The sequence below is a fragment of the Sporosarcina sp. P16b genome, from assembly GCF_002743065.1.
Classification (GTDB): domain Bacteria; phylum Bacillota; class Bacilli; order Bacillales_A; family Planococcaceae; genus Sporosarcina.
This window is the reverse complement of record NZ_PDYO01000006.1, coordinates 47,054-68,892: the sequence shown is the minus strand read 5'-3', so window position 1 is coordinate 68,892 and position 21,839 is coordinate 47,054. Positions and strand designations below refer to the sequence as shown.

Below are 21,839 nucleotides of genomic sequence, written 5' to 3'. Positions count from 1 at the left end.
GCGGAGGTATGATCCAACTATGAATAACATCAGCGTTACCGAGTTACGACTGAAGTTTCCTGGAGAAGATGCTTTGGTCTTTAAGGACCTCTCCTTCTCTGTTCAGCCCGGTGAAAAAGTTCTCATGCTCGGTCCTAGCGGTTGTGGGAAATCCACTTTACTTCAAGTACTGAGTGGCATTATCCCGAACTCTATCGAACTGCCAATGAAAGCAACAAGCATTCAGTTACCTGACTCGTGGGGGTTCGTTTTCCAAGACCCAGATACACAGTTCTGTATGACCTACGTCGATGAAGAACTCGCATTCGTTTTGGAGAATCTTCAAGTGCCGCGTGAAGAAATGGCACCTCTTATTGAGGAGGTGTTGAAGCGTGTAGACTTGCACTTGATAGATGCCCACACGCCCATCAATGAAATGTCTCAAGGTATGAAACAACGGTTGGCATTGGCTTCTGTTTTATTATTGGAACCGGACGTGCTATTTCTGGACGAACCTTCCGCATTACTGGATCCGGAAGGCACGCAACAGATATGGACTTCTATTAAAGAAGCAACCGCTGATAAAACTGTGATCATCGTGGAGCATAAAATCGATTTGATTGCTGACTGGGTAGATCGTGTTGTGTTGTTTAATGATCATGGTGTCATACTAGCAGACGGTTCACCTGCAGATATTTTTGCAAACTTTCAGGAAGAACTGAAACGTTATGGCATTTGGTATCCAGGGGTATGGGAAGAATATAAAACATCTGATGCATTTCAATTAATGATGCTAAATCGTCAAGCCGTTTCATCGCAAAAGAAAATTCAGATCCAAGACTTTCACGGTTATCGTGGTCCAGTGGAGAAGATTTCCGCCAAACATGCGACTGTACAGGCCGGTGACTGGATTACGATTGTTGGGGAAAATGGTTCTGGTAAAAGTACATTGCTTTTATCTCTTATGCAATTGCTTCGGACTAACGGCGTCTATGAAGTGAACGGCGTAGCCATTGTGTGGAAAAAGAAGAAACGGCAACTCCCGAAAGGTCTATCGCTCGTCTTTCAAAATCCCGAACTACAATTTGTAACGAACTCGATTACGGAAGAATTAACAGTATCTTTGCACGGTATGCCAAAAGCCGATGCAGACATGTATGCAAAGGAATTGATGCGCTTATTTAACCTGCCCGATTCCGTTTCACGCCATCCTTATCAACTATCTACGGGCCAAAAGCGTCGCTTGAGTGTAGCAACTGCCCTTACTCCTAGTACGGATATCCTGTTACTCGATGAACCTACTTTTGGACAGGATGCACGAAACACAATCGCTATTCTTGAGAAATTGGAGCAGTTGCGCACGAAAGGCATGACAATTTTGATGGTTACGCATGATACGGAAATAGTAGAGAACTTCGCTACTGCTGTTTGGACTGTAGTTGACGGCGTTGTGCATACGGCTAATGGAGTTGGTGGTGCAAAGAGTGTTTAATTGGTTCACACCTAAACGCGAAACCTGGCTATTCCGAGTCAATCCCGCGCTAAAATTCATCGTATTTTTTGCGTTCTTGATCATTACGCTTGTGAATCAAAGTTTACCTTTTGCTATCTCACAGGCTATTCTATATGGAATATTATTTTATGTATTCAGTGGCTATTCACTGAAGAAACTTTTATTGCTTTCCATTCCGTTAGTCATTTCATTCCTGTCCACTGGATTGACGATGTTATTATTCGGTAAGGGTGAAACGGTGTTGTGGCAATGGGGACTACTCAAGATCTCCGAGGAGAGTATTCAACACGCGCTGTTGCTCGGGAGTAAATCACTTTCATTTGGCTTCGTCGGTTTTACGTTTATCTTAACAATCCAACCCGTACTATTCTTTTATGCTATGATGCAGCAGTTTCGTCTGCCGTCTAAATATGCCTATAGCTTTATTGCAGCGTTTCGTTTAATTCCTGCTGTCACTGAAGAGCTGCAAATTCGCAGGAACGCGTTGAAAGTACGGAATCTACAGTTTTCCAAAGGGATTAAAGGTGTGTATGAGCGATTGCAATCCTATACCGTTCCTCTCTTTGCCCAAAGTATACGTCGTGCGCAACGCATTGCCGTTGCGATGGAAGCGAAACAGTATCAGATGGGCGCTGCAAGGACGTATTATTATCCTACACGGTATAATGGAATAGACGTGGTTTTTGTACTTATCATGATATGTAGTTTATCTCTAGCCTTTTTACTATCTGTTTATCAATAGTTACTCGATAACGAACACATATACTGTATAAGCAAATTAACAGAGAACACAGATCTAGTTCAGATTCTGTGCTCTCTTTTTTCATTACACACGCTGATGATCTGCTCTCCATGATTTTATGGATTTCTTAATTTCATCAGGTGACAGATCTTCCACTGCTGCTCGATTCGCAAGCTCCACGTACTCTTCATCTGAAGCAAATCGTAATGCAATCCATTGTGATTTCGTCAATTGTGCAGCTAAACGGTTACCCGTCAACATAAAGTAACGAAGCTGTTCTTCCGTGACGATTAATCGATCTTGCAAAGACAACGCATAAATCCGTGCAAGCATCCCTGGAATAATAGCAAGAACGATGACAGCGAATAATAACAAAATCTGCATTGAAAAACCATGCTTTACAAATTGATAAATTCCATAGACCGCTGTTATCAAAATCAATAGAACGCTTAATGGTAACCAAATATAGTGTTGCAAAGGTGTTACCCGTGTATGATTTTCATACGATTGTTCTTTCATCTCGTCCCTCCTTACATACCTACAGGGGTATCTTACATGATTTAATATTAGTTGTATACATAATTGCCCTTTCTTAAGGTAGTGGTTTCAATTCATCGTGAAACCATTCGATCTTATTGAACAAGACTCAATAAACTTGGCGACTTGTATACACTCTTTCAGTAGTTAGAATTATTAGTATTGACAAAACATATATATTTCATTATATTAAACCTACTATATCAATAAGGATTTAAGGAGTTGTTTTCTATGAAACTTTCAACAAAAATCACAGTCGGTCTTGTGTCGGGTATAATTTTCGGCATTATCGTAAATATCTTTCTCCCGCAAGCAGTACCGCAATTGAATGAATACGTACTTTCTCCAATCGGTAAAATTTTCTTGAGCTTAATCCAGTTCGTAGTAGTACCCATTGTGTTTACATCTTTGATTGTAGGTTTCTCTAGTATAGATCACTCTGAAAAAGTTGGACGGTTGACAGGGAAGTTATTATTCCTTTACATAAGCACAAGCATACTCGCGCTTGTCATTGGCTACATTACCGCTTCAGTTTTGAAACCAGGGAATATGGTAGATGGCTTAGGGGAATTGGCAGCCGGCGAGGCAAAGGAAGGACAAGGTATACTTGAATGGTTAATTTCAATAGTTCCTACCAATCCATTCGAAGCATTTGCAACAGGGAATTTGTTGCAGATTATCTTCACGGCAATTATTGTTGTCATTGGAATTCGTATGGCTGGCAGTCATGCAAAACCATTTCTTTCATTCGTAGAAAGCGTACATGCTATCGTAGAAAAGATTACAATGCTTGTTTTAAGATTATCTCCAATAGGTGTTTTCGCCTTAATCAGTTCCGTAATTGCCACCCAAGGTCTTGATATTGTGCAGAAGTTATTTGTTTATATCTTAGGATTAATCTTAGCTTTGACACTGATGGCTATCGCGTACTTTGTTATTCTAAGCTTCTTACATGTGTCTCCAAAGCACTTCTGGAAAAGCTTCCAGCCGACATTCGGTATCGCATTCGGTACGGCTAGCTCTAATGCAGCATTGCCGGTCGCTATTGAAAATAGCAAAAAAGAATTTAAAATGAAAGAAGAGATTGCAGGTTTTGCGATACCTTTAGGAACTGCCTTGAAACGGGACGGTGCTTGCATTTTGCAGACATTCAATGCTTTATTCGTTGCTCAGCTATTTGATATCCAGCTGAGTGGCGCACAAATCTTAGCAATCATTGTCAGTGCACTTGTCGTGTCATTTAGTACAGCTGGTGTGCCAGGTGCAGGTATCATTATGATGTCCACTGTACTTGCCGCAGCCAATTTACCTCTTGCGGGTATTGCGCTTGTCGCTGGAGTGGATCGTTTGACTGATGGCTTCCGTACATTGTTGAACGTATTTGGCAATACAGCCAATGCCGTGATACTAGATAAGTGGGAAGATAATTCTTCAATCACCGATATGAAAACGCAAAGTCCAGAACCAGCATACGCCGACAGTAAAAGACTCTAAAAAAACTGCCGTAACATATCTGTAGGATACGCTACGGCAGTTCTGCTTTATATTGTTTATTTAATTATCGTGACAGAGCTATTCACATGTTTAATTACTTTTTGACTGACACTACCCATAACTAACTTTTTAAGTAATTTTAAACCGCGACTGCTTAGGATGAGATGATCAATTTCATTCGTGTTTACATGTTTAATGATTTGCTGATGCGGATTTCCCCGGAGCATTGTAACTTCTGCGACTATTCCACTATCATTGACTAACTTCAATGCAGATTGCATCTTCTTCTTCTGGTACATAGCAAGACTGTTAGGACTTTGTTTTAACAATCGCTCATCTTCTTTATTAAAGTCGATCACATGGATCAATTCCAGTTTCGCTCCAGAAAATTGTTGCATTAACATGATCGCATAATCTGTTGCCCGTAATGCATTATCTGAGCCATCTACCGCCACAGCAATCTTCATGATAAAACCTCCCAAAACTACTTTCTACGCTTTTTCAATTGAGATCTTCTCTCAGCTTCCGTCACCGACATAACATTCCACTCTCATATTCCATACCCTCTTCACGGATCACATAGTCCAGCAGTAAGTCCCTGTTCTATCAATTCAAAATCATTCTACCAATTATTTAACAAAAATCCAACAATCAGCTTCCCAGAAAACCATAATTCTAATATAAATTTCCAGTGAACAAGACCATATGACCACTTCATTTACTTAACAATTGTTACTGGACAATTTGCTTGCTCCATTACACTGCGACTTACACTGCCAAGCACCACTTCTTGCATTATGTTCATTCCACGACTCCCCAGTACCAATTGCTCAACATTTGCTGTCTGCAGATGTTTAATGATTTCATGGTCTGGATTTCCTCGTAACAGCGTGACACTCGTTTTAACTCCGATTTTTTCCGCCAATTCCACTACTGGCCTCACAATTCGATCTTGATACAAGGATAAACTTTTAAGATTTTGCAACAGGAGTTGTTCATCTTCCACTTTGTTATAATCGGTTACGGAAATCACTTCAAGCTCTGCGTCTTGTGCATCTTTTAAAAGTGTCAACGCATATTTCGCTGCACGAAAAGCATGTTCAGAACCATCTATAGCTACAGCAATTTTCATACTAACAGCCCCCATTATTTCGAATACTCGCTATTGTTAGTATATACCAGAAGACGATAATATTCAGTAATCCAACTGCTTTCCTAATCCACTCAATGTGAAATACCAATGGACTAACACATCTAAAAAAACGTTAACTCATATAATATGAATTAACGTTTTTTATACTGTGAGATTAAATTAAGCGAGCAATAATCGATTAGCGAGCAATCTTCCGCGAACCGTAATACCCGCCCACGCTGCAAGAAATGCTTTGATGAAACCACCGATTAAAAATGGAACAAAGCCTGCCATGACAGCGGCTGTCCAAGAAAGTTCCGCAATAAACTTTAGCCATACTGTACCAAACGCTAAGGCGACGAACATTCCAATGATATTTGCAATAATTGCATTCGGTAATTTGAAACTTGTACGCTCCATATAATAACCCGTGATGAATGCAGTTGGGATAAAGCCAATTAGAAATCCGCCGGTAGGTCCAAAAATTACACCTAACCCTGAAGACATGCCTGAAAATACAGGCATCCCTACCGCTCCCATCGCTAAATATACTAGTACAGAGATCGTTCCATAACATGAACCTAAAATAGTCGCTGCTAGACCGACTGCCAGTGTTTGTCCTGTAATCGGAACTAATGGCAGTGGTATCGTTAGCTGTGCCATAATACCGATAATGGCCGCGAATAATGCGGTTACAATCATCATTTTCAATTTATTTCGTGAGTCTATCATTTCTCTAATCCCCTTTGAGTAAACCATTCCATAAGTAGCGTTGACATACATTTTATAGTATATAAATATATGTGTCAATCGTTTTTAGTAGTTTGTTTACTCAAGGTATTGTAGATAGATTACACTTATTCAGATTTTTTTAATTCCATCATACTTTCAGCCACGGAAGGCAATAAACCACCTTGCAAATACGCTTCTTTTTCCATGACGTTATCAATTCTAAGCAATACGGAAAATTGAATGATTTTACCGTTCGGTCTCACTGCCGTCATACCACAGCGCTGGCCAGGAACGAATGCATGATCTTCCATATCGAGCGTATAGGTTTCCGTTCCATCCAAGTGGAGCACGGATACCGATTCACCTTCTTCAAATTGAAGAGGCAGCACGCCCATGCCTGACAGATTACTACGGTGAATGCGCTCAAAGCTTTCAGCAAGTACCACTTTTACACCGAGCAGCGATGTACCTTTTGCTGCCCAATCCCGCGAACTTCCCGTTCCGTACTCTTTCCCTGCCAGTATAATTAAATTACGCTGTTCTTTTTCATATCGCTGTGCTGCTTCAAATACCGTAACTTGTTCTCCTGTCCCCCTGTGTATCGTATAGCCACCTTCTACGCCAGGTATAAGTTGATTGCGAAGGCGTATATTCGCAAACGTACCGCGCATCATCACATGATGATTTCCCCTGCGCGCACCATAGTTATTGTAAGAACGCGGACTGATTCCCTGTTCTGATAAATATCTGCCCGCCTCACTATTCAATGGTATATGTCCTGCCGGTGATATGTGATCCGTTGTAATAGAATCTCCCAACATCAATAGTGGAATCATCTTCTCAGTGCTTTTTTTGATTGACATATTATGAACCTTGTCAAAATAAGGTGCACGCTGAATATACGTGGAGTTTTGATCCCAGTCATAGAGCATACCTTCTCTCGCTGGTATCGAATCCCAAGTTTCATTTGAATAAATTCCTGCGTATTCTTCACGGAAAAGTGATGCATCAACATTTTTCGCAATCATTTGTTGCACTATTTTCGTAGAAGGCCATAAGTCCGCTAAATAAATAGGTTGTCCTTCTGTTCCTATGCCTATTGGTTCGCTATCAAAGTCTATATCGATACGCCCTGCAAGTGCATAGGCAACAACTAATGGAGGTGAAGCTAAATAATTTGCACGGATCAGTGGATGTACACGCCCCTCAAAATTCCGGTTCCCACTTAAAATAGACGCTACGACCAAATCATTTTCTGCTATCGCTTCTTCTGCTTCGGGCATCAGTGAGCCGCTATTGCCACAGCATGTAGCACAGCCATATCCATCTACGAAAAACCCAAGTTGCTCAAGCGATGTTAGTAGATCCGCCTTTTCCAAATAACGTGTGACGACACGAGAGCCCGGTGTTAAAGTCGTTTTGACATACGAAGGTACGTGTAAGCCCTTTTCCACTGCACCTGCAGCTAGTAAACCTGCAGCCACCATGACAGATGGATTGGACGTATTAGTGCAACTCGTAATAGAAGCCAATACAATAGACCCGTCCTGTATACCCTTCGCATATTTCACATGTTGCTTTCCATACCCACCGTCAGCAACTGATTTCGACAATACATTATTAAACGATTGTTTCATGTCAACCAGTGCTATTGTATCTTGGGGTCTTTTCGGACCACTTACAGTCGGTATGATGGTAGCCAAATCCAACTCTACAGTTTCTGAAAACCGTGGAGTTATAGATGCTTCATCCATAAATAAGCCTTGAGCACGTAGATATCCTTCCACTAATGGAACGGCATTCTCACGTCCTGTTTGACGAAAATATTCCAATGTTCGCTCATCGGTCGGAAAAAAACTCATTGTAGCACCATATTCAGGTGCCATATTAGCTATCGTTGCACGATCTGTTACAGGAATATACCGTAGGCCTTCACCGTAAAACTCCACAAACTTTCCAACGACCCCTTTTTTTCGTAAGTTATGTGTAACTGTCAACGCAAGGTCGGTTGCTGTAACACCTTCAGCTAATGAACCCGTCAGCTCCACTCCTACTACATCTGGTAGCGTAAAGTATAATGGTTGGCCTAGCATGGCAGACTCCGCTTCGATTCCACCTACACCCCAACCTACTATTCCAATTCCATTAATCATCGGTGTATGCGAATCCGTGCCAACTAAAGAATCCGGGTACAGCCATCTTTTATCATCGTATGTTTCTGTTCTAACACCTGTAGCTAAGTACTCCAAATTCACTTGATGAACAATACCGTTTGCCGGCGGTACGACATGGAAGTTTTCAAAACTTTTCTGTGCCCAACGCACAAACGAATAGCGTTCTGCATTTCGTTCATATTCAATGGACAGATTTTGTTCAAATGCCGCCTGATCACCTGACTGTTCGATAATAACTGAATGGTCGATTACTAAATCAACAGGAATTTGCGGATTGACTGATAAAGGATTACCACCACGTGCGGCTACCGCATCCCGCATAGAAGCTAGATCCACAATAGCCGGAATCCCTGTGAAATCCTGAAAAACAATACGTGCTGGTTTATAAGGTACTTCTTGGCCCTCAGTCCCACCTGACCAATTTGCCAGTGCAGCGATATGTTCATCTGTTATGTATAGTCCGTCAGCATGACGAACTGCAGATTCAAGTAGCAATCGGATTGTAAAAGGCAAGCTATTTATTCTATCAAAGCCCAGCCCCTCCAACTTCTTCAATGAAACATAGCTGTATTGCTTACCTTCAATCGTTAATTCTTCGCGCATTGTATCGCGATGCCATTCGCAGTACTGTTTCAAACCGAACTCCCCCCTCGTCACCTATTATGAGCCAGTCGAAATCACCGCCAACCTGGAACATAACATTGTCCTTTTAGTATTCTTCTCGCTGTCCGATCCAAGCCAACTGCAGCGACATCTCCTCTGTCGCTCGTTAATTCAACTGTCACCTCCGCTATACCATCAGGGTGACCTATTCTTACGTTTTGAAGTTGTTTCAGCTCGCTTATTGTGTAGCAATCATTCGGTATCGTGCCATTGATTAGTAATGTAGAGGCTAAATTGTATAGACCACTCCCGGCAAACGTGCGATGGAATTTCCCCATTGAAACCATTCTTGCTATGATGTCTATTTCCTCTGCTTTGACCTCAATACCTGACGTAGTAACATAATCGCATGGCGATGCAATAAGAGCAATCTTCGGTATCGACGGTACTTCCTTTGCCGCATCTGTGGTTTCAGACATTCCCGCAACAACAGCACCTTGGACACGTAATGCTTCAAGCTTCGTGAGCAAGCCCTGATTTTCACTGAGTATATTATTCGACTCTGAACCATCCAATCCAAAATCTTGTGCGTTTACAAAAATGAACGGATTGACGATATCACTGATGGTCACCGAAACTTTTTGTTCATTCATCACCAAATCTGTACGCGTGTCAGCAGGAAATGTAGTTCCCGTTTTACCACCGCCCGGTGACAGAATCGAGACGCTAATCTTTGCACCTGTATGCGCAATCCCTGCCATTAAATAGTCTCCGTCCACTTGGGCTACTCCGTCTACTACCGGAACTTCAAGCCGCACCAAACGGTTAATATTTTCATTCAGTACTATTACTTCACAAATCCCGTCAGTTAAAGGGCTTTTCGCCAATCCCTCGTCTATCGCATAAGCTCCAACTGCCGCCATTAAGTTTCCACACGTTCCTGCTGAATCTACGATAGCCTCTCCAATTCCTACTTGGTAGAATGTATACGCAAGACACGCTTGTTTGCTGTCAGTTTCACGAATGACAATCACTTTGCTCGTATGAGAGGTACCGCTCCCAAGACCGTTTACTTGGGAGGGATTATACGCATCAATTGCAGACATAAATATTTGTTCTTGCGCACTCTTCGATTTCGGTAGGTCACTTTCCTTAAAGAACACACCTCTACTCGTACCGCCGCGATAGACTGTACAAGGCACAGCTTTTTGTTTCATGGCTAGTTCCTCCTTCACTCTGGAATGATTGTTTTGGCGATTTTCCCATCTAGTGACTCGTATTTTTCCAACTCTATTGTTTCGTATAATTCACGACGTGTCTGCATTTGATCAAGAACATCCACTTGCGTCCCTTTATCAAAGATTTCCTGAAATACTGTTTCAAATGCTTTTGCAGCTGCGCGTAAAGAAGTAACAGGATAAATAATCATTGAAAAGCCGAAATCTTGAAATTCTTCCGCTGTATAGTATTCCGTCCGTCCAAACTCTGTCATATTAGCCAGCAGCGGCACATCAAATGCAGCCCCCACTTTCTCGAATTCTTCTTTTGTTGTCAACGCTTCCGGGAATAACGCATCTGCTCCTGCTTCAACATATAATTTCATCCGTTCAATAGCTGCATCGAGTCCTTCAACAGACAGTGCATCAGTTCTTGCCACCACCACTAATGAAGGAGCTACTTCTTTAATTGCACGAATCTTCGCTGCCATCTCATCGGCAGGAATTAACTTCTTGCCATTTAAATGCCCGCACTTTTTCGGCAAATCTTGGTCTTCAATTTGTACGGCCGCTACATTTGCTTCGACCATTTCTTTAGCTGTTCGCGCAACATTCAGCACACCGCCGAACCCAGTATCGATATCTACTAAAATAGGTAAATTCGTTGCACGCACTAATTCTCTCGCACGCTCCGCCACTTCCTGCGAATGTAAAATCCCAAGATCGGGTAGACCACGGCTGGCAGTAAATGCCGCTCCGGATAAATACAATGCCTCAAAACCCACTTTTTTTGCAGTCAAGGCAGCCATCCCATCATGCGCACCCATGATTTTCAAAATTTCTGTATGACGAATAGCAGTTGAAAACTCCCCTGCCAGTTCCTTCTGTGTTTTCTGTTCTTGAACTAACCAAGTCATCATAAATTCCCCTTTTCTTTTAAGAATAAAATATCATCCAATATCCATAAATTGAAGCGAGTACGACGAGCAGCCAAATGACAAATGCACCTGATCCCAGTCGCAGTAAATCACGCTTCGTGAAATAACCATATTCATAACTGATTAAATGTATTGGTGATTGAGTTATTAAAACAAATCCTGGGATCCCCATTAAAAATACACCCATTGATAAATACAGTGGGTCATATGCAGGGAATGCTTTGCCTATCGCTAACGTTACAGGTAGCATAATGGTCAAAAAACCCAGAACATTGACGAAAAACAGTCTTAGTAAAGCTGTAACTAGCAAGAGTGACAATACCACCAGGAAGTACGAATCCATTGATAGCATACTGATCAGCTGTGAGGCGAACCATTTGACTGTACCTGTCTTAATCAACATACTCGACAACATCAAAGTCGCTGCAAAAAACAGTAATAAATCCCAGCCAATCTTTTTCTTTGCCGTCTCCCATTGCCAGATCCCCGTAACCGGAAGTACTGTCAATATCGCACCAAACAGTGCAACTAGAGAAACAGAAAACCCGTGCAGACTTCCTGTCATCCACAATATAACCGTTAATCCAAGAATCGCAAGAACTTTCCATTCATTGCGTGACATATGTCCAAGCGCAAATATTTTTTGAGCAATTACACTTTCAAGTTCTGCACCATCGATTTGTTCGGGTGGGAACACCAAAAGAAAGAGTAGGAACAATAACAGCAAAAACACGACAATAGGAGGTCCCATATATAAAATCCAACGCACGTAATCGAGCCCTTCTGTCATATCGCCTAGCAACCCATAAGCATATAGCGTCGAGCTAGCTCCCGTTGCCACTACCGCCCCAGATATCGGTACAATGAGCGTTAAACCGACGAATAAGGATTTTGCTAACCTTTCCACGGTACCCATCGTCTTTAAATGCTTGACGATGCTATCTAGTACGGATGATACCAGACTCGCCTTTCCTACATTAGACGGAATAAAGAGCGACAAGGTAAACATCAGGACGAATGAGAAAAAAACTAGCAACCGGCTCGAGCCTTTCGATAAGGAAAGTAGTTTCAATGACAAGCGGCTGGCAAGTCCTGATTCAATGAATGCACCTGCTAAAATGAACGTTGAAAATAGCAACCAGACAATCTCAGAGGCAAAATAGCTCAATGTTTCTTCATACGTAAAGAAGTGCACCGAGAGCAATAACATTAGCAGTAAAGAACTGAATGCTAAAGGAAAGACCCCACCAATCCAAAGAACTTGGATAATGATGAGGCTTGCGACGGCACGAATTACTTCTGTTGTCACCACCAAAGGAGACAAAGTCATGATATATAGCAACACACTAAAAGAGAATAATAGTTTTTTCTTTTTTGTCATAGCCGCCATATAATCAATTACATTGCTTCGCTATTGTTTTTTCCCGCTTTACGCTTCATTAACCAAGAAGACAAGAACGGGAAGCCTAGCGAAACAACTGTCATGATAACAAGTGCGATAGTAATTGGCGAAGCCGTAAGAATACCAATAGCGTTTGGATATGAGATCAAACTCATTCGGAAGTTCTGTTCCATGTCGGACCCGACAATAACCGCCAGAATTAGTGGAGCTACTGGGAAGTTCAGCATCTTCATGAACAAACCAACGAAACCGAATATAATCAAAATTAAAAAGTCTACAGTGCTGTAACCAAGTGTATAGGTACCGATAAACGCCAGCATCATAATAACAGGATATAATACGCGCGGCGGTGTATCTAGAATCTTCACGAGGATTCCGACAAGTGCAATGTTCAGTATAACTAGGAATAAGTTACCGATAAACATACTATTGATGAATGTCCACACCATATCGGGGTTATTTTCGAATAATAGTGGGCCGGGCTTTAAACCGAGCATGACAATCGCACCAAGGATAACAGCAGTTGTTCCTGATCCCGGTATACCCATAGCAAGCATAGGGATAAATGCCCCAACTGCAGCAGCGTTGTTAGAAGACTCTGGTGCAGCCAACCCTTCAATAGCACCTTCCCCGAATTCTTCCGGGTGTTTCGATATTTGTTTCTCTAGTGAGTAACTCAACATCGATGCAATCGCACCGCCTGCCCCAGGAAGTACACCGATTAGGAAACCGACTGGACCATTACGGAGAATTGGCCATTTTGATCGTTTCCATTGTTCTTTTGTAATCCATATCTTGCCGACGGACTTTTTCTCTCCCACAGGTTTATTGATTGACAAGAAGTTGTATAATACTTCACCAACTGCATAAATACCGATGATCACGACAAGAAAATCAATACCTTCGCTCAAGTGAACATTACCCATCGTGAAACGGTAGACTCCTGTCTGCAAATCAATTCCTACTGTACTGATCATCAATCCTATACACATCGAAATGAAACCTTTGACCATCTGTCCTTTTGCCAATGCCACAATTGCGGATAATGTGAATACCATTAATACAAAATACTCGGCCGGACCGAATCGTAATGCAAAACTGGCGAGTGGCTTTGCCAACACTATAAAACCGACAACTGCGATTAGTCCACCGATTAACGAAGCAATAGCAGATATCGCAAGTGCTTGTCCGGCCTGACCTTTCTGTGCCATGGGATAGCCGTCAAATGTAGCGGCAATTGCTGATCCGTCGCCTGGTGTATTTAGCAAGATTGAACTTCTCGAACCGCCATACATAGCACCGTAATAAATAGCAGCCATTAAAATTAATGCACTTGTCGGCTCCATTCCGAATGTGATCGGAATTAGCAAGGCAATTGCGGTTGCTGGCCCAAGACCAGGCAGCATTCCAACGACTGTCCCGAGGAACCCACCGAGTGCGATCCAAAATAAGTTCATTGGTTGAATTGTAGTTAGAAATCCATCTAAGATAGCTTGTACATCTATTCCCATATCGGTTCCTCCTTTAAGGTAAACTAACCTGCAACAGCGTTCCAAATGCATACCATGTTACGAACGAAAATGCGACCGCAATAATAATATTAGACATCCATTTCTTGCGTCCATTCAATAAGAACAATAATCCAGCAAGGAAAAGGATAGTCGAATACAAGAAACCAATCCGGTCAAACAATACTGTATAAATTAGCATCAAAATGAGCGATACAAGCAAATATAATGGTGACTTGCCGATTCGCAAGGCACGGAAATCAGCGAAGTCATTACCTCGCGCTTTGAATTCCTGAAAGAAATAGACAATCCCTGAAATAATTAAAATAATAGCGATTAAAAGCGGGAAATACATCGGACCGTTCGGGTTTCCGAGATTTGATTTAGGCAAGTTGATTGCATTGATTAGCATAATGACACCAACTACAGTTGCCAGGATTGGGGTTATGTAACGAACCATACAGTGTTCCTCCTTCTAGTTGAATAATTTAAAAAGCGAGCCCGCTTGAGCGGGACTCAACCTTTTTATGAGTACTTATTTCTGTAAACCAGACTCGTCAATCAGTTCTGTATACATTTCTTTTTGCTCTTTCAAGAACTCAGTTGTTTCAGCACTGTCTTGATAGAAATCTTCCCAACCATTGTTCTCTAGCAATTGTTTCCAAGAGTCCCTCTCAACCATTTCACTGAACGCTTCGTTCCAATATGTGATCTCATCTTCTGTCATATCCGGTGGTCCGAGAATACCGCGCCAGTGAGGAAACACCATATCTACGCCTTCTTCTGTCCATGTCGGTACGTCAGGCAATTCTTCCAGACGTTCGTCAGCTGAAATTGCTACAATCTTGAATTTCCCTGCAAGATGTTGTTCTGCCGATTCAGACACTGCCATGGTCGCTGCATCCACGTGACCGCCAAGCAAGCTTGTCATTACATCACCGCCGCTTTCATATACGAGGAAGTTTAATTTTGTAATATCCACGCCAAATGTTTTAGCTGCTTTTACGAAAGACAAGTGATCATTATTTCCAAGACCAGGCGCAATGCCGATCTTCACGGACGCAGGATCTTTTTTGAGCTGTTCCATTAAATCTGTTGCAGTTTCATAGGGAGAACCGTTTTTAACTGCTACCGAAATCCACTCTGTTGTTAATGTAGCAAGCGGCGTGAACTCCTCATATGTAAGATCACTTTGACCAAGCAAATTATTTGTAATTAGTAAACTGGAGTCAATTGCCAATGTATGTGCGTCTTTCTTGGATAGATACTGCCAACCTACTTCACCGTTACCACCTGGTTTGTTGATGACTGTCATACTCTGATCTACAATATCTTCCTCTTTCAAAATCTTTTGTATTGCACGGGCTGTAGCATCCCAGCCGCCTCCTGGTGTTGCTGGTGCAATGAACTCAAGATTCTTCTTTGGGTAATCTGAATCGTCTTTTTCACCTGCATTACCTGATGAACAAGCCCCTAGAATAAGTGCAAATGATAGTGCTGCTACGCCTACTATTTTTTTCATACTGTTCTCCTCTTTTCTTTCTGATTTATCATCTATAAATAGTGTACTTCACCAATTAAAAATTGTAACCGTTTACAATTTTAACAATTCAAAAGACTTTAACGACATTTTATTCATTATGTTCACACGAAAAAGCATCCCGCGAAAGGATGCTAATGAGTGTCTATAAAATAGTTATCGCCATCATTGAATGAATGAGTTGAATTGAAATATATCCTAACAAGACAATACTTTTAATTGATCAACTGATTTATGACATATATCAATATGAATTTATAATCCGAAGTATTTTCGTTCCGGCCTTCCAATAATTCCGTATTCGAGTTCAGCCCTCATCTTTCCTTCTGCGATTAAATATTCTAAATATCTTCGAGCTGTCGTACGCGAAGCGCCTAGTTTTTCGCCTACTTCTTCTGCTGTCGTCCCTTCTGTTAAAGGATTGACGATATCTAGTACTTTTTGCAACGTTAAAGGATGAATGCCTTTAGGAAGATTTGTTCCATTTTCTTTTGTTGCTACAGCATGAACGAAAAGTTTATCAATCTCTTCTTGATCTACATGTGGGCTTTCCTTAAGAAATAGACACCGCTGTTGATAGCGCTCAATAACTTCTCGCAACTTGGTTAATTCAACAGGTTTCACTAAGTAATGGAAAGCACCTGCCGCTAAACTTTGCGCTACCAATTCACGGTCTGTAGCTGCAGTAATGATGATGAAGTCCAATGACGGATAGTGAACTTTCAGCTCACGTACCAAGTCAATACCTGATTGGTCTGGCATGTAAACATCCACCAGCAGTAAATCCGCTGGCTGTTTTTTTAGCATCCCCCACGTATCTTTCGCACGTAACGCTTGCCAGACTACTTCCACCCCATCTACACTTTCTAAAAACTGCTGATGTATAGAAGCAATACGAAAATCATCTTCAACAATTCCCACATGAATCATTTTACTTCACGCCCCTTATTTTCTGCATGTTTTGGAATATAGACAGAAAAGATTGTGCCTTCTTTTGTACTGGACACTTGAATTGTTCCACCAAGCGAACTAACAGCCTGCTGAACATTTGCCAAGCCAAAACCTCTTCCCGTCGTAGATTTTGTTGAATAACCTTTTTGGTAAAGCGTATCCATTTGATTTATCTGAATACCATGTCCGTTATCTGATACTTCAAATATAATATCTTCTCCAAAATCCAGAGTGAAAAATGAAACTTGTCCTCCTGAATTCTTCGCTGTTTCTTCCAGTGCATTATCGATTAGATTTCCCAGAATCACAGTCAGTGCACCTGTCCCGAACCATTTCGGTAACGATTCCAAACTGCTATTGTCATCGATTTCGAATCCTACTTTCATTTCAGATGCCTTACCTATTTTTCCGAATAGAATAGCCTGTACATGGGGGTCCTTAATATTTTCGAGAATGAACTGATTCGTGTTATCACTAATATTGATTTCCGTTTGTATTGTACAAACCGCTTCCTCATACTTACCGAGTTGTAATAAACCTGAAATTAAATAGAGTTTATTTGTAAATTCATGCGTCTGTGCTCTCAAGTCATCCGAATACTTCCTAACTTCATAGAGCGTATTCACAACTTCAGCCATTTCTGTTGTATCACGAAAAGTAATCAAAGCACCTTTTAGTACACCCTCAAGTCGCAATGGCATCGCACTGACAACCAGTCTTTTCGCAGAATAGACGATTTCAAAAGATTGAATTACAGATTCATTTAATTCCGCTACAGTAGGCAAGTTAGGAAAGATAGTGTCAAGGTCATTTCCAATACGACTCCTTTTTATATCAAGAATGGAACGAGCGGCAGTATTAATTAGTGTAATCTTACCTGATTGGCTAACAGCAATAATGCCTTCATCGATTGATGACAGTATCGCTTTTCTTTCCATATAAAATTTTGCAATTTGTTCTGGATCTAACCCAAACGTATCTTTCCGGATCGATTTCGCCAGACGGAAACTGATGTAAATTCCAAGGGCAAGAATAAGCAATGATATATAAATCAGTTTTTCTACGCGGTTATATACAATCTCCCGCAAATCTGAGATGAGGTATCCTACTGTTACAACTCCAATAATTTGATTTTCTTCTTCATTATAAATTGGCGCTTTACTGCTAACAGAAGGACCGATTATTTCGTTTGACAGCATAGAATAATTTGCTCCAAACACAATAGCTTTGTAACCATCTTTATATGGAATAACTTTGCCTATTTGATTACTATCCGGTGAAGCAAGTACATGTCCTGTTTTGTCTTGAATCACAATAAAAGTGGCATCTACTTGATTGGAATAATGCTCAATAACCGCTTCCAAATCACCGATTTTTTCCACATCTGTTTTTTCTTCAAGTCCTACCTTAACTGTATCCATATACGAAAGCATCTTTGCAGTTTGTAAACCGACTGTATGGCTACGATCAAATAAATTCAGATAATCTGTGATGACAAAGACGATAAGCATAAGTGACATTAAAAATAAAACAAGTGAAGTGACCATTAACAGTATTTTATTTTGTAGTTTTGATTTCAGCATTACTCGTCACTTCCAACTAAACATTTTTTATACGTCATTTGAACTTCTACTATATCAAACATCAGTATGTGTAATATTAAAGCATTGCTCGATTGAATCTAAATAAGTAATACGACATCAGAGCGGGTGGTCGTCAAGCGATTCTTCGTCGCCTCGTCTGATATGATTCTTTTTATATTTATCCATAGATTATACTCTACACAACTGGAGTCCGGTCTCTAGTTTGCCTAACAACATATTTTGATACGTTTTCAGAAGTAAAAAGCATAAACTCTATATTTGAGCTTATGCTTTTGTATTCAATTCTTATTTTTTCAACCCTTGTAAAAATAAGAGTGTAATCTCTTCAGCCAGTTCTTCTGGTGTATGTGTGCCCGTCCAAAGTTTGGTGATCGCGAGATATTCAATAGCTCCAACCATTGCTGCAGCGACAACGCCAAAGTTTATATTGGTATGAAAATATCCAAGCTCTGCTTCTTCTTTAAGATTACGTTCTAATTGTGCGGTCATTTGTTCTTTAATGTTAGCGGCTTCTTCTGAAACAACAAAACCAATCCGTGCAACTTCTTCATTCTGCTGGAATAGTTCAAAAACAGCACATAAACCATAAGCAATTCGCTCCATTAGCCCTTCTTCTGCTATATCTGCGGGAAGTTTGCTTTGTGCTACTTGATGATATAATTTTTCTCTGAATATATCGACTAATTCCTGAAATACAGCTTCTTTACTTTTAAAATATAAGTAGAACGTTGGCTGTGTGACATTTGCTTCCTTCACGATTTCACTAATCTTCGTTTTATAAAAACCATGAATAGCGAATTGTGTGGCGGAAATTTCCAAAAGTGTTTTACGACTTTTTTCGCCATCTGCCCCTACTCGTCGGCCTCTTTTTTTCAGTTAACCCACTTCCCATCTTCATATAAAAATTATTCATATATATATGATATTGTACAGCGATATGCGAATAAAACCAAACAATATATTGAATGTTAAAAGATATCAATCTACTCGTTCTGATTAAATTATTCTTACTATATATTAACATCAACTATCACACTTTTATAATGCGTTATACCTAAGACTTACGCTAGATATAATGTAATAGTATGTATACTATGGATTGAATGTTTTCTGGCGAATGATTACTTCAGAAATTCCACGTACGCAAAGTTTATTTCTTTTGCGAATTGTCCGTTTAGGAATAACTACCACACTAGCTATACACGCTTTCATCGTTTCTCCTTAACTATTTACTAATCTTGTTAAGTATATAGTATATAAAGTTGACATTCTGCAAAATATATCGAATAATATTGAGTAAGCGCTTACATTTTCAACTTACTAATTGAATAGATTATGTTAAGGAGGGATATGTATGAAGTTGGCCAGAAATATTATTATTGCCCTAATAGCAGGGGTCGTCGTCGGTTTACTATTGAATATCTTCACACCTAGTCTTTTTACAAAAGCTGACGCATTTCTTTTTAAACCACTTGGTATAATCTTCTTGAATCTGATGAAGATGCTAGTCGTGCCCGTGGTGTTCATTTCTATCGTCCTTGGAACGGTTGGAATTGGTGATCCGAAGAAATTAGGTAGAATTGGTGGGAAGACCATCGGCTATTTCTTGATAACTACAGCCATCGCCCTAGTCATTGCAATTTCACTCGGTCTATTACTAAAGCCTGGTGAAGGAGGTAATTTCGAAACAGCCAATGCCACTTACGAAGCACAAGAAGCTCCACCAGTAGCAGAAACCCTATTAGGAATTATTCCTACAAATCCGGTTAGTGCTATGGCAGAAGGTAATATGCTTCAGATTATCTTCTTTGCAGCATTGGTTGGCTTTGGAATGGCCATGATGGGTAGTAAAGTTGAAAGAGTAAAAGAGTTTTTCGAGCAAGCAAATGAACTCATTATGTATCTGATTACATTTGTCATGAAGTTCGCGCCATACGGTGCATTCGGTTTGATTGCATCAGCTGTTGGAAGCCAGGGTATAGATGCACTGAAGGTAATGGGTATGTATATGGGAGTCGTTCTTGGAGCCCTCGTAATCCATACCATTTTCGTCTATGGCGGATCAATCGCATTGATCGGTAAGCGTAGCCCAATTTGGTTCTTTAAAAACTTCTTTCCAGCACAAGTTGTTGCATTCAGTACAGCAAGTTCTGCTGCAACACTACCGATTTCAATGAAAACAGCGCAGGAAAAGTTAAAAGTACCCGAGTCTATTAGTTCGTTCACGCAATCCCTTGGGGCCACTATTAATATGGACGGTACCGCAATTATGCAAGGGGCAGCTGTAATCTTCATCGCACAGGCTTATGGCGTTGAATTAACTATGGGACAGTTACTCACTGTTGTTTTAACAGCGGTACTGGCTAGTATTGGAACCGCTGCTGTTCCAGGTGCGGGCCTCATCATGCTAGCAATGGTTCTGACATCAGTCGGACTTCCGGTTGAAGGAATTGCGCTCGTTCTTGGAGTAGATCGCTTACTTGACATGGTGCGTACAGCTGTCAACATTACCGGTGACGCCGCATGTGCTGTTATCGTTGCGCAAACAGAAGGTGTGTTAGGTGAGCCAGATGTTGAAAAGGCGCCAATAAATACGGAAATTGCATAGTTTCACTAATTCCTGTACGGGAAACTCTCATGTGCACAAAACATGACAGCTTTCCGTGCAGTTTTTGTCATGTTGGAAACTTATGCGGGCTTCTAAAATTTCATCTTCAGAGATAGTAATGAACGTACCTCCAGTCTCCCTAATAGCTTCCACTATTTGTTTGGACCAGGCTGGTGACTCAATGGCAAAACCTTCCGCAAAAGTTACTTCATTCACGACCGACTTCACCGTATGCCCTTGAAATTGTTCATAGACTTCATAAGCATACGTTTTCGTACCTTCATAAAAGTATGGCTCAAGATCATATTCATTATCTCCGTTATGTCGATATCATTTACTTATTAATAGGTTTTTATATGTCTTTATCGGATAAACTGAATATATGGGAGGGATCACGTTGAATGTATTAATTGAATGGCACTATAAATCAAAAAAAGGAACACCAACCGTTTTCAAGTCCGGAGAATTACCTGCAGACCAAGCCCTGCTAATTGCCGAGGACTTAGAGAAAACAGGTCGCACAAAGCAAATCATGTTTACAGATCAATTTGATAGTTCCTGGACTATTAAGGAATTAAAAAGCTATTTGAAGGGCATCGAAACAGAGCCACATAATATTGCTGTATACTTCGATGGTGGTTTCGATTGGGAGACAAAGTTGGCCGGTCTTGGTTGCGTCCTCTATTATAACCAAAATGGTAAATCTTATAGACTACGAAAAAACACCATTGCTACACACTTATCTTCAAACAATGAAGCAGAATATGCAGCACTTCATCTGTGCTTGCAAGAACTTGAAACGCTTGGAGCGCACCATTTACCCATTGAGATTATGGGTGACTCACGGGTCGTAATTAATCATTTAAGCGAAGAATGGCCTGTAATTGAAGAAGAACTGTACAGTTGGGCGAATAAAATTGAAGAAAAGATGGAATCTTTAGGATTCCAACCACGGTATGAACTAATTTCACGCAAGAAGAACAGCGAAGCAGACCGCCTAGCCACACAGGCTTTGACGGGTGTGGAAATTACAGCGACCATTGAGAGAACGTGAGAAGTTTAGGCATAACTACTAGCTATCCTGTATATCCGAGTCGCATCATTCGTTAAACTCTTACCGAAGTGCATAGTACATTTAATACATCACCAACATTTTTTCATATCA

At 40.8% G+C, this 21,839-nt stretch carries 19 protein-coding genes and 1 pseudogene; 5 read left to right on the top strand and 15 right to left on the bottom strand.

The features are described from left to right. The first annotated feature begins 19 nt into the window (after positions 1-19). Positions 20-1,471 (top strand): ABC transporter ATP-binding protein, encoded by a 1,452-nt coding sequence (locus tag CSV77_RS09235; RefSeq protein ID WP_099673179.1) that lies wholly within the window; start codon positions 20-22, stop codon positions 1,469-1,471. Next, entirely contained in the window at positions 1,464-2,234 is a 771-nt protein-coding gene (locus CSV77_RS09230) for an energy-coupling factor transporter transmembrane component T family protein (protein WP_099673178.1), read from the top strand. The genes CSV77_RS09235 and CSV77_RS09230 overlap by 8 nt, the downstream gene beginning before the upstream one ends. An 84-nt stretch (positions 2,235-2,318) precedes the next feature. Here the strand turns inward: CSV77_RS09230 and CSV77_RS09225 are convergent, their stop codons facing one another. Then, positions 2,319-2,753: a DUF6526 family protein gene (locus tag CSV77_RS09225; RefSeq protein ID WP_099673177.1), complete on the bottom strand. Its 435-nt coding sequence runs from the start codon at positions 2,751-2,753 to the stop codon at positions 2,319-2,321. Between the two features lie 249 nt (positions 2,754-3,002). On the opposite strand from CSV77_RS09225, the gene CSV77_RS09220 reads away from it, so the two are divergent. Continuing rightward, positions 3,003-4,265 carry a dicarboxylate/amino acid:cation symporter gene (locus tag CSV77_RS09220; protein ID WP_099673176.1) on the top strand — a complete coding sequence of 421 codons (1,263 nt, stop codon included), beginning with the start codon at positions 3,003-3,005 and terminating at the stop codon, positions 4,263-4,265. Positions 4,266-4,321: 56 nt separating this feature from the next. Here CSV77_RS09220 and CSV77_RS09215 read toward each other — a convergent pair whose 3' ends face one another. The 13 genes from CSV77_RS09215 to CSV77_RS09155 all read right to left on the bottom strand — a co-directional run bounded on the left by CSV77_RS09215 (position 4,322) and on the right by CSV77_RS09155 (position 18,885). Continuing rightward, positions 4,322-4,732, bottom strand: coding sequence for a universal stress protein (locus CSV77_RS09215; protein ID WP_099631848.1), 411 nt, complete (start codon positions 4,730-4,732; stop codon positions 4,322-4,324). A gap of 251 nt (positions 4,733-4,983) precedes the next feature. Continuing rightward, positions 4,984-5,397, bottom strand: coding sequence for a universal stress protein (locus CSV77_RS09210; protein ID WP_099673175.1), 414 nt, complete (start codon positions 5,395-5,397; stop codon positions 4,984-4,986). Positions 5,398-5,577: 180 nt separating this feature from the next. Continuing rightward, positions 5,578-6,129 (bottom strand): biotin transporter BioY, encoded by a 552-nt coding sequence (locus CSV77_RS09205; protein WP_099673174.1) that lies wholly within the window; start codon positions 6,127-6,129, stop codon positions 5,578-5,580. A gap of 125 nt (positions 6,130-6,254) precedes the next feature. Continuing rightward, positions 6,255-8,939 (bottom strand): aconitate hydratase AcnA, encoded by a 2,685-nt coding sequence (gene acnA, locus CSV77_RS09200; protein WP_369802751.1) that lies wholly within the window; start codon positions 8,937-8,939, stop codon positions 6,255-6,257. Positions 8,940-8,980: 41 nt separating this feature from the next. Next, complete coding sequence (locus CSV77_RS09195) at positions 8,981-10,123, bottom strand: PrpF domain-containing protein (RefSeq protein WP_099673173.1); 1,143 nt, start codon at positions 10,121-10,123, stop codon at positions 8,981-8,983. 14 nt (positions 10,124-10,137) lie between these two features. After that, a complete protein-coding gene (gene prpB / locus CSV77_RS09190; protein ID WP_099673172.1) occupies positions 10,138-11,040 on the bottom strand; it encodes a methylisocitrate lyase in 903 nt (300 codons plus the stop codon). Positions 11,041-11,059: 19 nt separating this feature from the next. Then, positions 11,060-12,442, bottom strand: coding sequence for an SLC13 family permease (locus tag CSV77_RS09185; RefSeq protein ID WP_099673277.1), 1,383 nt, complete (start codon positions 12,440-12,442; stop codon positions 11,060-11,062). A gap of 17 nt (positions 12,443-12,459) precedes the next feature. After that, on the bottom strand, positions 12,460-13,974 hold the full coding sequence (locus CSV77_RS09180) for a tripartite tricarboxylate transporter permease (RefSeq protein WP_099673171.1): 1,515 nt from the start codon (positions 13,972-13,974) through the stop codon (positions 12,460-12,462). 13 nt (positions 13,975-13,987) lie between these two features. Beyond that, positions 13,988-14,431 (bottom strand): tripartite tricarboxylate transporter TctB family protein, encoded by a 444-nt coding sequence (locus CSV77_RS09175; protein WP_099673170.1) that lies wholly within the window; start codon positions 14,429-14,431, stop codon positions 13,988-13,990. A 75-nt stretch (positions 14,432-14,506) separates the two neighbouring features. Next, a complete protein-coding gene (locus CSV77_RS09170) occupies positions 14,507-15,493 on the bottom strand; it encodes a tripartite tricarboxylate transporter substrate binding protein (protein WP_099673169.1) in 987 nt (328 codons plus the stop codon). A gap of 273 nt (positions 15,494-15,766) precedes the next feature. Beyond that, the gene (locus tag CSV77_RS09165; RefSeq protein ID WP_099673168.1) at positions 15,767-16,441 is read right to left on the bottom strand and encodes a response regulator; all 675 of its coding nucleotides are present in this window, start codon (positions 16,439-16,441) and stop codon (positions 15,767-15,769) included. Beyond that, a complete protein-coding gene (locus CSV77_RS09160) occupies positions 16,438-18,045 on the bottom strand; it encodes an ATP-binding protein (protein WP_099673167.1) in 1,608 nt (535 codons plus the stop codon). The genes CSV77_RS09165 and CSV77_RS09160 overlap by 4 nt, the downstream gene beginning before the upstream one ends. 306 nt (positions 18,046-18,351) lie before the next feature. After that, complete coding sequence (locus CSV77_RS09155; RefSeq protein ID WP_158232052.1) at positions 18,352-18,885, bottom strand: TetR/AcrR family transcriptional regulator; 534 nt, start codon at positions 18,883-18,885, stop codon at positions 18,352-18,354. Positions 18,886-19,420: 535 nt separating this feature from the next. On the opposite strand from CSV77_RS09155, the gene CSV77_RS09150 reads away from it, so the two are divergent. Beyond that, complete coding sequence (locus CSV77_RS09150) at positions 19,421-20,674, top strand: dicarboxylate/amino acid:cation symporter (protein ID WP_099673165.1); 1,254 nt, start codon at positions 19,421-19,423, stop codon at positions 20,672-20,674. 84 nt (positions 20,675-20,758) lie between these two features. On the opposite strand, the pseudogene CSV77_RS17360 reads toward CSV77_RS09150, so the two are convergent. Next, positions 20,759-20,968: pseudogene (locus CSV77_RS17360) on the bottom strand (hypothetical protein); the annotation flags it as partial. Positions 20,969-21,071: 103 nt separating this feature from the next. Between CSV77_RS17360 and CSV77_RS09145 the strand changes: the two are divergent. Beyond that, positions 21,072-21,728, top strand: coding sequence for a reverse transcriptase-like protein (locus CSV77_RS09145; RefSeq protein ID WP_099673164.1), 657 nt, complete (start codon positions 21,072-21,074; stop codon positions 21,726-21,728). Positions 21,729-21,839: the final 111 nt, after the last annotated feature.

Bases quoted from the DNA above. Each gene is read 5' to 3' on its own strand.
- CSV77_RS09215 (WP_099631848.1), bottom strand. From the start codon at position 4,732: ATGAAGATTGCTGTGGCGGTAGATGGCTCAGATAATGCATTACGGGCA.
- CSV77_RS09165 (WP_099673168.1), bottom strand. From the start codon at position 16,441: ATGATTCATGTGGGAATTGTTGAAGATGATTTTCGTATTGCTTCTATA.
- CSV77_RS09185 (WP_099673277.1), bottom strand. From the start codon at position 12,442: ATGACAAAAAAGAAAAAACTATTATTCTCTTTTAGTGTGTTGCTATAT.
- CSV77_RS09195 (WP_099673173.1), bottom strand. From the start codon at position 10,123: ATGAAACAAAAAGCTGTGCCTTGTACAGTCTATCGCGGCGGTACGAGT.
- CSV77_RS09160 (WP_099673167.1), bottom strand. From the start codon at position 18,045: ATGCTGAAATCAAAACTACAAAATAAAATACTGTTAATGGTCACTTCA.
- CSV77_RS09205 (WP_099673174.1), bottom strand. From the start codon at position 6,129: ATGATAGACTCACGAAATAAATTGAAAATGATGATTGTAACCGCATTA.
- CSV77_RS09170 (WP_099673169.1), bottom strand. From the start codon at position 15,493: ATGAAAAAAATAGTAGGCGTAGCAGCACTATCATTTGCACTTATTCTA.
- CSV77_RS09175 (WP_099673170.1), bottom strand. From the start codon at position 14,431: ATGGTTCGTTACATAACCCCAATCCTGGCAACTGTAGTTGGTGTCATT.
- CSV77_RS09220 (WP_099673176.1), top strand. From the start codon at position 3,003: ATGAAACTTTCAACAAAAATCACAGTCGGTCTTGTGTCGGGTATAATT.
- CSV77_RS09150 (WP_099673165.1), top strand. From the start codon at position 19,421: ATGAAGTTGGCCAGAAATATTATTATTGCCCTAATAGCAGGGGTCGTC.
- CSV77_RS09180 (WP_099673171.1), bottom strand. From the start codon at position 13,974: ATGGGAATAGATGTACAAGCTATCTTAGATGGATTTCTAACTACAATT.
- CSV77_RS09235 (WP_099673179.1), top strand. From the start codon at position 20: ATGAATAACATCAGCGTTACCGAGTTACGACTGAAGTTTCCTGGAGAA.
- CSV77_RS09225 (WP_099673177.1), bottom strand. From the start codon at position 2,753: ATGAAAGAACAATCGTATGAAAATCATACACGGGTAACACCTTTGCAA.
- CSV77_RS09210 (WP_099673175.1), bottom strand. From the start codon at position 5,397: ATGAAAATTGCTGTAGCTATAGATGGTTCTGAACATGCTTTTCGTGCA.
- prpB (WP_099673172.1), bottom strand. From the start codon at position 11,040: ATGACTTGGTTAGTTCAAGAACAGAAAACACAGAAGGAACTGGCAGGG.